General features: G+C 39.6%; 15 protein-coding genes. 9 read left to right on the top strand and 6 right to left on the bottom strand.

What is annotated here, in order from left to right; all coding sequences use genetic code 11:
• Nucleotides 1-17 precede the first annotated feature (17 nt).
• Nucleotides 18-737 (bottom strand): TIGR03915 family putative DNA repair protein, encoded by a 720-nt coding sequence (locus QSE00_RS08760; protein WP_110357101.1) that lies wholly within the window; start codon nt 735-737, stop codon nt 18-20.
• Between the two features lie 2 nt (nt 738-739).
• On the bottom strand, nt 740-928 hold the full coding sequence (locus QSE00_RS08755) for a hypothetical protein (RefSeq protein ID WP_286105642.1): 189 nt from the start codon (nt 926-928) through the stop codon (nt 740-742).
• A gap of 166 nt (nt 929-1,094) precedes the next feature.
• Here QSE00_RS08755 and QSE00_RS08750 point away from each other — a divergent pair, with 166 nt between their 5' ends.
• The 3 genes from QSE00_RS08750 to QSE00_RS08740 all read left to right on the top strand — a co-directional run bounded on the left by QSE00_RS08750 (nt 1,095) and on the right by QSE00_RS08740 (nt 5,252).
• Entirely contained in the window at nt 1,095-1,862 is a 768-nt protein-coding gene (locus tag QSE00_RS08750) for an XRE family transcriptional regulator (protein ID WP_286105641.1), read from the top strand.
• A 759-nt stretch (nt 1,863-2,621) separates the two neighbouring features.
• Nucleotides 2,622-4,547, top strand: coding sequence for a sensor histidine kinase (locus tag QSE00_RS08745; RefSeq protein ID WP_110357098.1), 1,926 nt, complete (start codon nt 2,622-2,624; stop codon nt 4,545-4,547).
• Between the two features lie 24 nt (nt 4,548-4,571).
• Entirely contained in the window at nt 4,572-5,252 is a 681-nt protein-coding gene (locus tag QSE00_RS08740; protein WP_286105640.1) for a metal-dependent hydrolase, read from the top strand.
• Here QSE00_RS08740 and QSE00_RS08735 read toward each other — a convergent pair whose 3' ends face one another.
• On the bottom strand, nt 5,253-6,047 hold the full coding sequence (locus tag QSE00_RS08735) for an SDR family oxidoreductase (RefSeq protein ID WP_286105639.1): 795 nt from the start codon (nt 6,045-6,047) through the stop codon (nt 5,253-5,255). It abuts the gene before it with no gap.
• A gap of 48 nt (nt 6,048-6,095) precedes the next feature.
• Here QSE00_RS08735 and QSE00_RS08730 point away from each other — a divergent pair, with 48 nt between their 5' ends.
• Genes QSE00_RS08730 through QSE00_RS08720 form a run of 3 tightly spaced genes read left to right on the top strand, consistent with a single transcriptional unit; the run spans nt 6,096 to nt 9,158 of the window.
• On the top strand, nt 6,096-7,148 hold the full coding sequence (locus QSE00_RS08730) for an o-succinylbenzoate synthase (protein WP_286105638.1): 1,053 nt from the start codon (nt 6,096-6,098) through the stop codon (nt 7,146-7,148).
• Complete coding sequence (locus QSE00_RS08725) at nt 7,139-8,098, top strand: CPBP family intramembrane glutamic endopeptidase (RefSeq protein WP_110357095.1); 960 nt, start codon at nt 7,139-7,141, stop codon at nt 8,096-8,098. Before QSE00_RS08730 ends, QSE00_RS08725 begins: the two co-directional genes overlap by 10 nt.
• Nucleotides 8,082-9,158: an AMP-binding protein gene (locus QSE00_RS08720; RefSeq protein ID WP_286105637.1), complete on the top strand. Its 1,077-nt coding sequence runs from the start codon at nt 8,082-8,084 to the stop codon at nt 9,156-9,158. The genes QSE00_RS08725 and QSE00_RS08720 overlap by 17 nt, the downstream gene beginning before the upstream one ends.
• A gap of 210 nt (nt 9,159-9,368) precedes the next feature.
• Here QSE00_RS08720 and QSE00_RS08715 read toward each other — a convergent pair whose 3' ends face one another.
• The gene (locus tag QSE00_RS08715; protein ID WP_286105723.1) at nt 9,369-10,997 is read right to left on the bottom strand and encodes an acyl-CoA carboxylase subunit beta; all 1,629 of its coding nucleotides are present in this window, start codon (nt 10,995-10,997) and stop codon (nt 9,369-9,371) included.
• 73 nt (nt 10,998-11,070) lie between these two features.
• On the opposite strand from QSE00_RS08715, the gene QSE00_RS08710 reads away from it, so the two are divergent.
• The 3 genes from QSE00_RS08710 (at nt 11,071) to ettA (ending at nt 14,136) form a co-directional block, all read left to right on the top strand.
• Nucleotides 11,071-12,054, top strand: a complete 984-nt coding sequence (locus QSE00_RS08710) for a Gfo/Idh/MocA family protein (protein WP_286105635.1) — start codon at nt 11,071-11,073, stop codon at nt 12,052-12,054.
• Nucleotides 12,055-12,126: 72 nt separating this feature from the next.
• The gene (locus tag QSE00_RS08705; RefSeq protein WP_031443882.1) at nt 12,127-12,309 is read left to right on the top strand and encodes a CAL67264 family membrane protein; all 183 of its coding nucleotides are present in this window, start codon (nt 12,127-12,129) and stop codon (nt 12,307-12,309) included.
• A 135-nt stretch (nt 12,310-12,444) separates the two neighbouring features.
• Nucleotides 12,445-14,136: an energy-dependent translational throttle protein EttA gene (ettA, locus tag QSE00_RS08700; RefSeq protein ID WP_110357091.1), complete on the top strand. Its 1,692-nt coding sequence runs from the start codon at nt 12,445-12,447 to the stop codon at nt 14,134-14,136.
• 97 nt (nt 14,137-14,233) lie between these two features.
• Here the strand turns inward: ettA and QSE00_RS08695 are convergent, their stop codons facing one another.
• Entirely contained in the window at nt 14,234-15,034 is an 801-nt protein-coding gene (locus QSE00_RS08695) for an MBL fold metallo-hydrolase (protein ID WP_286105634.1), read from the bottom strand.
• A gap of 12 nt (nt 15,035-15,046) precedes the next feature.
• Nucleotides 15,047-15,511, bottom strand: coding sequence for a GNAT family N-acetyltransferase (locus tag QSE00_RS08690; protein WP_286105633.1), 465 nt, complete (start codon nt 15,509-15,511; stop codon nt 15,047-15,049).
• Nucleotides 15,512-15,545 lie beyond the last annotated feature (34 nt).

Below are 15,545 nucleotides of genomic sequence, written 5' to 3'. Positions count from 1 at the left end.
AATGACTCAAATAATGATTACACCGCCGCCTTTTCTCCTTCAGCTTCCAACTGAACTCTTTTGGAATAAGGCGAATGTGGGTGCAACTTATTGTTTATAAATTGTTTTATATGGGTTTGGCTTAGCTTCCTGGGATAATCATGAACTGATAATTCCATGGAAATAATTTCAACAGTATATAGATTGTAAAAAATGGCATATTTTCTCTTTTGATCATATATTATAAACTCCTGTCCCTGAAACTTTGATCTGAAGTATTTGGATATGAGCGGTAGCACATCAAATGCTGGTGAAACTATGGAAAAGAAAACCTGATCTTGTGATATTTCAAAATTTGCAATAGCCTCTATCCTGTGCTTTTCCCGCGCCACCATTCTTGAATGTTGCTGTATTCTTAATATTATATCGGAAATACCCTCTATGGGATGATCATCGGGGTTGGCATACATGGAGCGGATGTATTGGTATAGGAGAAGTTCAATACCTTTGGTTTCACTTAAAAAGGCAAAGTAAATGGATTTAATGGCGGCATTACTTTTATTTTGTATGCTGTTCCAAACACGTCTTGCCTTGTCCATCTGGGTAAAAACTGTTATCGCTTCGGAAAACAGCCCCTTTTGAAGCTCTCTATTTTTCTGGATATCGGTCACTGGGATCTTCTCCTCAAATATTTTGTAAACCGTGGTTAGAAAACCATTAAAACTGCCGTCGTAAATTAAAACCTTGGGATTTTCCATAATTAATCAAATAAACTGAGTTGAACACTTAATTCTTTTTTTGGACGCCTTCTTTGGATTTTTTCCAAATGCCCCATGGACACAGTTCGATTCTTCCCGGAAGTATTGGCGGTATAATGATTATCCTCCATTCCGGAACAGGCCAGAACACTTAATTTTTGATGTAGATCGTCCAAAGTCATTTTATTCAAAAGTTGTAATTATTCCAAATATATGGATTATTTCCCAATTATGGAAATAGTCCATAAAATATTTTGGATATAATCCAAATTGCGTATATTTGAAGCAAATAGATACGGACCATTTTACCCCACGGGGACATGTCCGTGTGAACCGTATCAATATAAAACCTGTACTATGAACGAGGATATGGAAATTGTAACAAAGCGATTTACAGATTTACGCCGCGAATTGGGATATACCCAATCCGATTTTGCCAACTTGCTCGGTATTTCAAATACCACTGCTGACATAGAAAGGGGCCGTACCAAATTATCTGGAAAAGTAGTGGTGGAATTACTCAAACAATTTAAAATTAATCCACTTTGGTTATTTGGGGAAAGTTCCCAAAAGCATTTAGCGATTACTAATATCAGTGTTATTCCAAAGGTGGTTACGGTAAATTCTGCCGAAAATGAGAATATGGTATTGGTAAACGCAAAAGCAGCAGCAGGATACCCCCAAAATATCCAGGACACCAGTTGGTACAAACAGCTACCTGCCTTTGATATTCCCTTACCGGAATTCAGAAATGCCACTTATAGGGGGTTCCAAATTGAAGGGGATAGTATGCTGCCCAACCTAAAGCCGGGGGAATGGGTATTGGCCAGGGCGGTGGAAGGTCTAAAAGATATAAGTTCCAACAAAATTTATGTGGTGGTATTACAGGATGCCGTACTGGTTAAAAAAATTGAAAAATCGCCCAATCCGGCCGTAATATCCCTAATATCCTTAAATGAAAACTATCCTCCCTACAGCGTTAATACGGAAGACATACAGGAACTTTGGCAAGTTAGCAGCAAAATAACCTTTGGAGTGGATGCCACCTCAGAGAAGGGCTTGCTGAGACAGCTGCAGGAATCTATGGATGAGCTTAAAAATCAACTCAAAAAAGTGAATAATTAATATAGCACCATTGTAGGCTGGAAATGGCCAATATTTTTAGGGCAGCTATTTTCCGTATTAAAAATACCTAAAGTAGGTAATGGAGACCAGCCGGAAGCATAGGCGATTTTTCGTGAAGAATATTCAGGTTGAAGCCATGTGGCATCATAAAGAAAATACCATTAACATTTAGTTGCCCTTCCGACCGTAACGGGCAGGCCACCTTACCCGAGCAACCCAATGACACCTAGTGTGCCAATAACAATATGGCTCCTTACTAGTGTTGGTTGCCCATAGTCTTTTTACTCGATGACATGCACAATAAATCCGATGAATTACAAGACTATCTTTAATTCATAGGTTTCACAACAAGATATTGGCGTTACACAACAAAATTCTAAATTTCACAATACTACTGCATATTTTTGAACTGATAAAGAGTCCCAAATCTTATCATAACATAAATAAAAAGGCTGTGCAATTAACTTGTATTGCCTTTTTTATTTTAAACCCTATGACCGGCATTAGAAGTTGAAGGACAAAATAATGGTTAAATTGCCAACAAATCACTTTATTTGGCTGGTGATGTCACCAAACGATCAATGATGGTGGTAATTGAGAAGATGCGAGGTACAACATTAACCGTGCTTTGGCGTTTGTACTATTGAATCCAATATACCAAAGGCCCATTAAATTATTAAAAAAACCAAGAAGTAATTAGAATATTAAGACAACAATTGAACAATGGTGAAGTCTTTTCATAAAACATTTTTTTCATTAATGATTTGTTCATTGTGTTTTTGGTATTCACCTGCCCAAGACTCTTCAAACAAACCGGATTATTTTCAGGACTTCCAAAATAAGAAAGGAGCACAGGAAAGGTTCGATTATTTCTTCGGCACTCCCAATCGCTATCTCGAAGATTCTGCCTATGACTGGCAAGCAGCGGTAAATGTCTATCACAACAATGCCCAAAAATTGAAGGATTCAATAAGCATCACCAAATATGAGCTTATGCAATCCCAGCTTTATTATGATATTGGCGACTTTAGCAAAAGTGTGGCCATAGCAAATCAACTGTATAAGAAAATTGAAAATTTGGATTTGCCATCCAAAAAAATCCTTTTGGATCTCATAGACAATAACTACGCGAAATTAGGGCTATACGATCGGCAATTTGAAATAAGAAATGAAAAAAAGAATTTGGGCCTTACGGACAAGGTGATTTTCTATGATATTTATTCCAACCTGGGACTCCACAGAAAGGCAATGGACGACTATATCAAGGACAAACTTAAAACCATACGGGAGGACGATTACTACGGACAGGCACAATACCAGAGCAATGTAGGGAACTATCTTCTTTTGGACATGTCCTTTCCTACAGCTTTAACCTATTATAAAAAGGCAAAGGGATTTATAGATGTCTACCTAAACGATATCAGCAGGGAAAAAACAGAGCAGGAAATTAGTAAAGGTAATTTATTGAAGGCCATTATAGAAGGTAATATCGGGAAATGCCATGCCTTACTAAAGGAATACGATATTGCCATTCCCTTTTTGGAAAACTCCATCGATCTGTTCAACGAGTACAATAAGGGAAAATTCTCTTCGGAAATGGTTGAAAACACCTTGGAACTGGCAGATTGCCATTTGCAAAATGAAGACTACGAGAAGGCGAAGGAATACCTCCTTAATGGGCAAGATCCAGTAAAAACAGAGAATATCCTTAGAAAGAATAGACTGCTAGCGGCATATTATGACCGGATAGGGGATTATAAAAATTCGGTCGACTATTTAAAAAGAAATGTACGCATTAGGGATTCCCTGAATAGAAATGAATCCTCCATGAAAAAGCAACAATTGGCCGCCGTGGCCGGACAAGAGATAGAGTACTCCAAAAAAATGATGGAGCAGCAGAAACAGGATTTAGAACAATTTCGAAGCGACTTACAGGCGAAAGAGGATAGGATCCATGTTGTTTTTATTTCTTTGATTTTTACACTTTTAGGATTTGCAGGCCTGGTTTTTGCCTATTTGAAAAGTATTAAGAACCAACGGCTCATTGCCGATCAAAAGCGTATAATCGAGGCATCACTGGTAGAGAAGGATTCGCTTTTAAAGGAAATTCACCATAGGGTAAAAAACAACCTCCAGATGGTTTCCAGCCTGCTTAGCCTACAAACGAAGAACACCCGCAGTAAGGCGGCCATAGAGGCATTGGAAGAAGGTAAGAGTAGGGTAAAGGCGATGGCACTAATCCATCAAAAATTATATCAGAACGATGATCTCTCCGTGATAGAAATGCAGGGGTACATAGAGAGTCTGATCAACAGTGTACAATCGGTCTATAAAAAAGGAGGACATAATATCAATATTACCATCGATGCCGAAGACGTGGAGCTGGATATAGATAGGGCAATCCCCTTTGGTCTTATTTTAAATGAATTGGTATCCAACTCATTTAAATACGCCTTCCCTGACGATGACGAAAATGGGAAAATTTATATCCATTTGAGGAAAAATGGGGGGCAGGGCTATTTTGAATACACGGATAATGGTGTTGGACTGCCGGAGGATACGGATGACAGGGCCAATTCTTCCATGGGGATCAGGTTAATGAATCGTCTGGTAAATCAGCTTCAATCCACTTTAAATATCGATAAAACATCGGAAGGAGTTCGTTTTTGGTTCAATTTTAAATAAATTTGAACAAAAACAGTTCAACCTATGCAAATTACTTTTCTTGGCCATTCCTCTTTATTGATTGAAACAGGTGGAAAAAGCTTACTGGTAGATCCTTTCATTACAGGAAATGATAAAGTGAAAGGCAAAATCAACATTGAAGATTTAAAACCCGATTATATCTTGGTCACCCATGCCCATCAAGACCATATATTGGATGTCGAGGAAATTGGGAAAAAGAACAAAGCAACGGTGGTAAGTAATTTTGAGATTGCCACTTACTATGAAAACAAAGGTCTAAAGTCCCACCCTATGAATCACGGTGGAAGCTGGAAATTCGATTTCGGCACTCTTAAATATGTCAATGCCATTCATACCTCTTCCTTTCCGGACGGGACTTATGGCGGACAACCCGGCGGATTTATTTTATCTTCAGAAGGGAAGCATATGTATATTGCAGGGGACACGGCATTAACGATGGATATGAAGCTTATTCCAATGTCGTTCCATTTGGATCTTGCTGTATTGCCCATTGGCGATAATTTTACGATGGGGGTCGATGATGCACTTATAGCTTCCGATTTTGTTCAATGTCCTAGGATACTAGGTTATCATTACGATACTTTCGGGTATATTATAATTGATCATAAAGAGTCCGTTCAAAAATTTTCCAAGCATGGCAAAGAGTTAATTTTGCTGGAAATCGGTGAATCTTTAAAGGTATAATTACCTTACCTTATTTCGTAAAACCATTTTGTGGAGTAGTTTAGGAAAAAATCTTTTCAAATAGATGCCCAATACTTCTTTACGGCCTATGTAAACTTCAAATTTTTCCTTTTCTATGGCCTTGACCATTTTTATGGCAAAAAGTTGTGGTGATAATCCATTTTTAGTGGCCACATCATTATTAACCTGGGGCGTGCCATCCGCTGTGAGGGCATTTATGGCCACATTGGTATTTACAAATCCGGGGCAAACCAGGGTAACCTTTATATGGTCATTTTCATGTTCCATACGCAAGACATCAAAAAAACCATGAAGAGCGTGTTTGGCACCACAGTATCCAGAGCGGTAAGGCGATCCGAATTTTCCCATTAGGCTGGTTACCGTAACAAAATGGCCTTTTTTATGGGACACAAAATAGGGTAGGATTGCTTTGCTAAGGGCTATGGTACCCACATAATTTACCTCCATTAATTTCTTATATACTTTCATATCTGTTTCCAGGATCAAGGAGCGTTGGCTTATACCCGCGTTATTTATCAATATGTCTATTGATCCATAGAAAGACAAGGCTTCGGTTACTTTTCCGGACATACTATCGATATCCAATAGATCTAGGGTGAGCAGGGAAATAAAATCCCCCTTTGGACAACGGGCTTTAACATTTTGAATATCTATTAATTTTCTGGAAGAAATAATCAGTTTATAGCCTTTGCTATTAAATTCATAGGTCAGTGCTTCCCCTATACCGGATGAAGCTCCGGTTATCCAAACCACCTTACCGACTTTTGTATTCATTTTTTTCATATTTAGAAAAAAAGATAGTTAAATTTGATGTTATATTTCATGAAAGCGACCTACAAAAAATACATTTTAGATTTTAAACGTCCCAGTGGAACTTCCAGGGGTGTAATGACCCAGAAGGAAACCTTCTTCATTATCTTGGAAAAGGATAAGAAATTTGGAATTGGGGAATGTGGTATTCTTAGAGGTTTAAGTGCTGATGATGTGCCTGATTATGAGGATAGGCTAAAATGGACCTGCGATAACATCAATTTGGGCGAAGATAGGCTTTGGGAAACTTTGATGGATTATCCAAGTATTCAGTTTGGAGTGGAACAGGCCTTTTTATCCCTAAATTCCAGAACCCCTTTTTTACTTTATCCATCAGAATTTACGGACTCCAACATACCAATTATCATAAATGGATTGATCTGGATGGGCGATGAACATTTTATGCACCAACAAATCCAACAAAAGTTGGAGGAAGGTTTCAAATGCATAAAATTAAAAATTGGGGCCATCGATTTTGAAAAGGAAATAACACTTTTAAAATCTATTCGAAATAAATACAGTGAAAAGGAAATTGAACTAAGGGTCGATGCCAATGGTGCTTTTCTTCCTTCGGAGGCCATGCATAAACTGGAATGTCTATCCCCGTTTAACCTACACTCCATAGAGCAGCCCATAAAGGCAGGCAACGCCAATGAAATGAAGAAATTGTGCTTAAATCCTCCCATCCCCATAGCCTTGGACGAAGAATTAATCGGAATTGCAAATGTAACGGAAAAGGAGAAACTTCTACAAACTATAAGACCGCAGTACATAATCCTAAAGCCAAGTTTGATTGGAGGGTTTAGGGGAAGTATGGAATGGATCAGGGTTGCGGAGAAGTTAAATATAAAATGGTGGGTTACGAGTGCGCTGGAAAGCAACATTGGCCTTAACGCCATTGCCCAGTGGACTTACACCTTGGATAACCCTTTACCACAGGGATTGGGTACGGGTGGCTTATATACCAATAATTTTAAATGCCCGTTAAAAGTAAATAATGGAACAATATCCTATGAAAAAACCGGGAGTTGGGAAAATAATTTAATAGAGAATATATGTACATAGAGCAGGGATATAAAGGAAATTATGAATCTTGGCGATACCTTATTGGGATCTTGATCATTTTTATTGGCTGGCAACTTTTGGGATCCATTCCACTACTTGGGGTAATAACCGTTAAGGCTATCGGAGGGGCAACCTTTCCCTCGGATATTGCAGGGATGTCCAAAATAGTAGGTAGCAATTTATTTCTGTTCTTAATGTTAATTTCTTTTGTATTTGGTCTTTTGGCCACATTTCTTACCGTTAAATATGTACATCGACAAACCATAATCTCCCTTACCACTAGCCGAGAACGTATAGATTGGAAAAGAGTGTTTTTTGCTTTTGCTCTTTGGGGAACAATAACCGTATTGATTACCGGGGTGGACATCTATTTATCGCCAGAGGATTATGTTTTTAATTTTAAATTAATGCCCTTTGCTATATTGTGCCTCATTTCCATATTCTTGATCCCGCTCCAAACCAGTTTTGAGGAGTATTTTATGCGAGGTTACCTAATGCAGGGAATTGGATTGATGTCGGGTAAAAGATGGGTGCCATTGGTAACCACTTCAATGATTTTTGGTTTATTGCATTTTTTTAATCCTGAGGTTGAAAAATTGGGCTATGGAATAATGGTTTATTATATCGGTACCGGATTTTTTTTAGGGATACTGACTTTAATGGATGAAGGCTTGGAATTGGCCATCGGTTTTCATGCTGCCAACAATTTATTTACCGCCCTTTTGGTGACGGCTGATTGGACTGCCTTTCAAACCGAATCGCTCTATAGGGATATATCGGAACCAGAATTGGGTTGGGATGTTTTTATCCCTGTTTTGGTAATATATCCAATTCTATTATATCTATTCTCCAAAAAATATGGCTGGACTAATTGGAAGGAGCGTCTTGCAGGTGATGTGCAAAGTATTGAAACAGTACAACTAGCTGAAGAAGGTGAGTCCAAGCTATAAACATATCCATCCTAAATTCAAATTCAACGGAATCCACTACGATTTAGAGGCTTTAAAAGAGTTGGCCTACAGTCTTGTAAAAGAAGGTCAGGAGTATGAAGTGGTCATTGGTAAATTTCTTATGGACTGGCTGGATGAGGCCGATTCCATCCAAGTTAAAACTTCCGGCTCTACTGGTGCCCCCAAAACAATTGCCCTGAAAAAGGAACATATGGTCAACTCTGCGCTGGCCACTGGATCGTTCTTTAAAATGGGCGTAGGGACCAAAGCCCTTCAATGTTTATCCACCAACTTTATTGCAGGCAAAATGATGTTGGTCCGGGCCATAGTTCTCGGATGGGAGATAGACTTTGTTGAACCTACATCGCATCCGTTGGACCAGAATTCCAAGCCCTACGATTTTTGTGCCATGGTACCTATGCAGGTCCAGGGTTCCCTATCCTCCTTAAACCAAATTGGAACTATAATTATTGGGGGAGCCCCCATTTCAACAGAACTTAAATTGAGGTTGAGCTGCGTAAACACCAAGATTTTCGAAACCTATGGAATGACCGAGACCATCACCCATATTGCAATAAAGGAGTTTGCGAAAGGTTTAGAAGACTTCAATTTCAAATCCCTTCCAGACGTTGCTCTATCCACGGACCACAGGGGCTGTCTTGTGATTGAAGCACCTAAGGTTTCGGACGAAATAATAGTGACCAATGATTTGGTAAACCTTATATCGTCAACCGAATTCCAATGGTTGGGCAGGTATGACAACGTAATTAATTCGGGCGGTGTAAAATTGATTCCCGAGCAACTGGAATCCAAATTTTCCACATTGATCAGTTCCAATTTTTTTGTGGCAGGCATCCCTGATCCGGATTTGGGTCAAAAATTGATATTGGTGGTAGAGGGTAATATGGATGGTAATCAATTGTCCCAAAAAATCAAATCCTTAAAATCAATTTCTAAATTTGAAATTCCCAAAGAAATATTTGTCGTGCCACAATTTGTGGAGACAGGGAACGGAAAGGTAAATAGAACCAAAACCATAGCGCTTCTCCATTTGGAATAGTTTATTTGAAGGGTGGATTTAAGAATTTCCAAATCCCGAATCAACCAAGAGTTTCATTTTCAAATTCAAAAATCTTCAAATTAACAAATTGGTACATTGTTACATTGGTACATTCCCAAATTTTTTCATTTCCAAATCTTCAAATCCCCAAATAAACACATCGTTACATTAGTACATTTGCTCATTGGTACATTTCCACATCATCAAATCCTAAACCTGCACCACCCCCATATTAAAAGGCTTTTCAATAGGCGCGTGGTTTGCCGCCTCAATACCCATGGATATCCATTTTCTAGTATCCAAAGGGTCTATCACCGCGTCCGTCCATAAACGTGATGCTGCGTAATAGGGCGAAATTTGATTGTCATATCGCTCTTTTATTCTATTAAAAAGTTCGTTTTCTTGGGCCTCCGTAATTTTCTCGCCCTTCTTTTTTAGGGAGGCGGTTTCTATCTGAAGAAGCACTTTGGCTGCCGAATTACCACTCATCACCGCCAATTCGGCGCTGGGCCAAGCCACAATCAATCTTGGATCGTACGCCTTTCCGCACATGGCGTAATTTCCCGCTCCGTAACTATTGCCTATAATAATGGTAAATTTAGGCACCACGGAATTACTTACGGCATTCACCATTTTTGCCCCATCCTTTATAATTCCCCCATGCTCACTTTTACTACCCACCATAAATCCGGTAACATCCTGTAAAAATACCAAGGGAATTTTCTTTTGGTTGCAATTGGCTATAAAACGGGTAGCCTTGTCGGCAGAATCGGAGTAGATGACCCCTCCAAACTGCATTTCCCCATTTTTGGTCTTTACCACCTTGCGCTGGTTGGCAACGATACCCACTGCCCATCCATCTATGCGGGCATAACCCGTAAGTATCGTTTTTCCATAACCTTCCTTGTATTGTTCAAATTCGGAATTATCTACCAGTCGATTTATAATTTCCAACATATCGTATTGCTCGGCCCTCGATTTTGGAATTAAACCATAAATATCATCTTCTTTTACCTTGGGTTTTATAGGTGATATTCTATTGTATCCTGCCTTATCGTAATCACCAATCTTACCTATTATGTTCTTTATGGTATCCAAAGCGTCCTTGTCGTCCTTGGCCTTATAATCCGTAACTCCGCTAATTTCACAATGTGTAGTTGCCCCTCCCAAGGTTTCATTGTCTAGGACCTCTCCAATAGCGGCTTTTACCAAATAGCTTCCTGCCAAAAAAATACTACCGGTTTTGTCCACTATCAAAGCTTCATCGCTCATAATAGGAAGATAGGCCCCACCTGCAACGCAACTACCCATAACTGCAGAAATTTGGGTAATTCCCATACTGCTCATTACAGCATTGTTCCTAAAAATTCTACCAAAATGTTCCTTGTCCGGAAATATTTCGTCCTGCATGGGAAGGTATACCCCGGCGCTATCTACCAGGTAAATTATGGGCAAGCGATTTTCAATGGAAATTTCCTGGGCCCTTAAGTTCTTTTTTGCAGTGATAGGAAACCACGCACCTGCCTTTACCGTAGCGTCATTGGCCACCACAATGCATTGCTTGCCCTGTACATAGCCTATTTTTACTACAACACCTCCTGACGGACACCCACCATGTGCCTCGTACATACCATCGCCTACAAAGGCTCCAATTTCAATAACATCCTTATCCTTATCCAATAGGTAGTCAATGCGTTCACGGGCACTTAACTTACCTTGGGAATGCTGTTTTTCCAATTTACTTTTGCCCCCTCCAAGTTTCACCTTGGCCAGTTTGTTCTTTAAGGCAGATAGTAGCAATTTATTGTGATCTTCGTTTTTATTGAAGTTGATATCCATGTTCAAACGCCTTTCTTTTGCGCAATAAAGATAAGGAGTTATATTTATTAACTTTAACTAAATAATATTCTAAATGGCTAAAAAAGTAAAATGGGGAATTATTGGATTGGGCAACATTGCCCGAAATTTTGTTAAGGACCTTGCCCTAGTGAACGACGCTCAAATTTATGCTGCAGCTTCTAGAAATTTGGACAAGGCCAAGGGGTTTGCCGAGGAATATAAAATTCCGAATGCATACGGGAGCTACAAGGAGCTTTTGGAATGCAAGGAAGTTGATGTGGTTTATATTGCCACACCCCACACTTCACATTGCGAATTATCAATTATGGCTATGGAACATGGTAAACATGTTCTATGTGAAAAGCCAATGGGCATCAATAGGGCAGAAGTCGAAAAAATGCTAGCGGCAGCCAAACAAAACAAGGTATTTTTAATGGAAGCCCTATGGAGTAGATTTAACCCTTCCATTAAGAAGGTTAAACAATTGATAGACAATGGTGAAATAGGTCCATTGGCCTATATACATGCGGATTTTGCCTTTTATGCCTTGGATAGGGACCTCAAGGGAAGGGTATTAAATCCTGAACTAGCAGGCGGATCCTTACTGGATATCGGCATTTACCCCATCTTCCTTGCCTATTTGCTTCTTGGTAAACCGGACCAAATATTGTCATCCTCCAACTTTCATGACAATGGTACCGAGATACAGACTTCCATGATCTTTAAGTACCCCAAGGCACAGGCCATTTTATATTCAGGGTTCACAAGCCACTCCGAAATGAAAGCGGAAATATCGGGAGAGAGGGGTACCATATATATTCCAACAAGATGGCACGAAGCACAGGGATATACGGTTGAAAGAAATGGAGAAAAGGAGGATTTTAGCATACCGACTACCGGTAGGGGATATTATTACGAAATAAAGGAGGTACATGACTGTCTTGAACAGGGCAAGCTGGAAAGTAGTCAGTGGAGCCATAGTAACAGTCTGGATTTGATAACCTTAATGGATACAGTGAGAAAACAAAATGGAATTGCATTTCCGTTTGAGGAATAAAGTTTTTATAAGATGATAAATTCTTGTAAAATTTACGATATTTGAGGCACTACAAACCAAACCAGTTAAAAAATGGGAATGAATAAGAATACAGTGCTTGCTTGGGCAACCTTTATAATGATTATTGTAGGTCTTTCGCTTATTGCGTTGGGTGCTTTTAGATACGATGATGTTGCCGGATGGGGATTTGCCTCGGTTGGAATAGGTTTCTTCGCAATTGCATGGGTATTTAATGCACTAAAGGGTAGGGTATAGGCGGTCACCGCGGATTTAGTATTTCAAGATTTGGGGGCTATCTTAGCTTCGTGTGGAAAAACTGCTATCCAAAGATTGCAAGTTACCGGTGCCAATTATAATTCAATTAGTCACACTTAATAATACATTTATAATATGTCGGACGATAAGAAAGTCATTTTCTCCATGTCTGGGGTTACTAAAACGTACAAAACAGCCAATACCCCAGTATTAAAGAATATTTATTTAAGTTTCTTTTACGGAGCCAAGATCGGGATTTTGGGTCTTAATGGTTCCGGTAAATCTACCCTACTCAAAATAATTGCAGGAGTGGACAAGAACTTCCAGGGAGATGTAGTTTTTTCCCCTGGTTATAAGGTAGGTTATTTGGAACAGGAACCACAATTGGACGAGAACAAGACCGTTTTGGAGGTGGTCAAGGAAGGCGTGGCTGAGACTGTGGCCATCCTGGATGAATACAATAAGATCAATGATATGTTTGGTCTTCCCGAAGTTTATGAGGATGCAGATAAAATGCAAAAACTCATGGATAAGCAGGCGGAACTACAGGATAGGATAGATGCCACCAATGCATGGGAACTGGACAACAAATTGGAAGTGGCCATGGACGCCTTGCGCACCCCGGATTCCGACAAGAAGATTGGTATACTTTCAGGAGGTGAAAGAAGACGTGTAGCGCTGTGCCGATTGTTGTTGCAAGAACCGGAAATTCTATTGCTGGATGAGCCTACAAACCATTTGGATGCGGAATCCGTTCATTGGTTGGAGCACCATTTGGCAGAGTACAAAGGAACCGTTATTGCAGTTACCCACGATAGGTATTTCTTGGATAATGTAGCCGGATGGATCTTGGAATTGGATAGGGGGGAAGGTATTCCATGGAAAGGAAACTACTCTAGCTGGCTGGACCAAAAATCCAAGCGAATGGCCCAAGAAAGTAAAACAGCTTCCAAAAGACAGAAAATACTGGAAAGGGAGTTGGATTGGGTAAGACAAGGGGCCAAAGGTAGACAGACTAAACAAAAGGCGCGTTTACAGAACTATGACAAATTGATGAGCCAGGACCAAAAACAATTGGATGAAAAACTGGAGATCTATATCCCGAACGGACCTCGCTTGGGGACCAATGTAATAGAAGCCAAGGGTGTAAGTAAGGCCTACGGGGATAAATTGCTTTATGAGGACCTTAATTTTAAATTACCACAGGCGGGCATTGTAGGTATTATTGGTCCCAACGGGGCTGGTAAAACCACTATTTTCCGCATGATAATGGGGGAAGAACAACCTGACAAAGGGGAGTTTGTAGTGGGGGAAACGGCAAAAATTGCCTACGTGGACCAGAGTCATTCCAATATAGATCCCAATAAGACCATTTGGCAAAATTTTAGTGATGAGCAGGAATTGATCATGATGGGCGGTAGACAGGTAAATTCCAGGGCCTATTTAAGTCGATTCAATTTTTCGGGAAGTGAGCAGAACAAAAAGGTGGAAATGCTTTCGGGTGGGGAGCGTAACCGACTACATTTGGCCATGACCCTTAAAGAAGAGGGCAACGTACTTCTCTTGGATGAGCCTACCAACGATTTGGATGTGAACACCCTAAGAGCCTTGGAGGAAGGTTTGGAAAATTTTGCCGGTTGTGCCGTGGTCATTTCCCACGACAGGTGGTTCTTGGATAGGATTTGTACCCATATCCTATCTTTTGAAGGGGATTCCCAGGTGTATTTCTTTGAAGGATCGTTCTCTGAATACGAAGAAAATAAGAAGAAACGTCTGGGAGGAGATTTAATACCTAAGCGACTGAAATATAAAAAGTTGGTACGCTAATCCAACTGACTTATTTAATAATACGCTGTTGCCACAAGAAATTGTGACAACAGCGTATTATTTTTAACAAATATAGACACCTAGTATTGTAAGACCCTTAATAATCTTCCTTGGGATACCAATCCAATTGTACTACCTCAATATTGGGATTCTTATCATTTACCAAGGCTTTAAATTTGGCCACATCCCCAACATCGGGCTTTCCTCTATAATGATAGGGATAGACCTGCTTAGGTTTAAATTCCAACACGGCATCCGCAGCACTTTCCACAGTCATGGTATAGGGTAGGTTCATGCAGACAAAGGCCTTATCTATATTTTGAAGAGCACGCATTTCGGGAATATCCTCGGTATCCCCAGAAAAATATATGCGTTCATTATTTTTACTGAGCACATACCCATTACCTCTTCCTTTAGTGTGAAAATCCTTAGCTTCTTCACGTAGGTTGTACATAGGTATCGCTTCAATGTTAATACCATAACGTTCTTTAGTTTCCCCATTATTTAAAATATCCAGTTGTGGTGTAAATTCTGCTGGAATTTTGTCGGCCACCGCCTGGGGAACAATTATTTTAGCCTTTTGGGTATGCAGGGCCTTTAATGTTTCCATGCTAAAGTGATCGCCATGGATATCGGTAATCAATATAAGGTCGGGTTCCCGAACATTGGCGAAGGCCTCCTTGCCTCCAACTGGATCTATATATATAATGGTTCCATCCCAATCCAAAACTGCCGTGGCATGTTCTATTGGCACAATGTCAATGTTGGAAGTACTTTGCTCTGTTTTTAGGTTTACTGCCTCCGCTTTTTCCTGATTGGAAGTGGATTTTTCCTTACATCCTATAGTCAATAGACCAACAAACAAAACTGTTGCTAAAAAGTATTTTGAACAGTGCATAGTTATAGTGATTTAAATTATTATTAATTCCATTTTAATATCACCCCTGGCATAGGGGAGATTTTCTTCCATTTCAATTTCTTTGAAACCGTACTTCCTATAAATATATAGGGCGTTTTCCAATTTGGTACTGGAATATAAAATTATTTTATTCCACATATTTTGTTTGGAAAATTCAATAGCGAAGGCCAAAAGAGCCTGGCCTATTTTTAAACCTTGGTATTCTGGGTCTACGGCCATTTTACCCAATTCAAAAACCCCGTCCCCCAATTTTATTAATGCAAAGCAACCTACTATTTCATCATTGTATTGGGCAAAAAAAATAAATCCGCCCTTATCTATTATGTTGGCTTCACAGTTTTCCAAAAGAACTTTGTCCTTTGGCTCCACATAAAAATATTTTTCCAACCACGCTACATTCAGGTCCTTAAACCTTGTGGCAAAGCACACTTTAAAAGGTATAATACTTAGGGACATCTTGGTACAATCACTATTTTCCTAAAGTTAAGTT

Source organism: Arenibacter flavimaris (assembly GCF_030291335.1).
In the GTDB taxonomy this organism is placed as follows: Bacteria; Bacteroidota; Bacteroidia; order Flavobacteriales; family Flavobacteriaceae; genus Arenibacter.
Note: the sequence above shows the minus strand (reverse complement) of the source record. Positions and strands in the feature narration are given on the sequence as shown.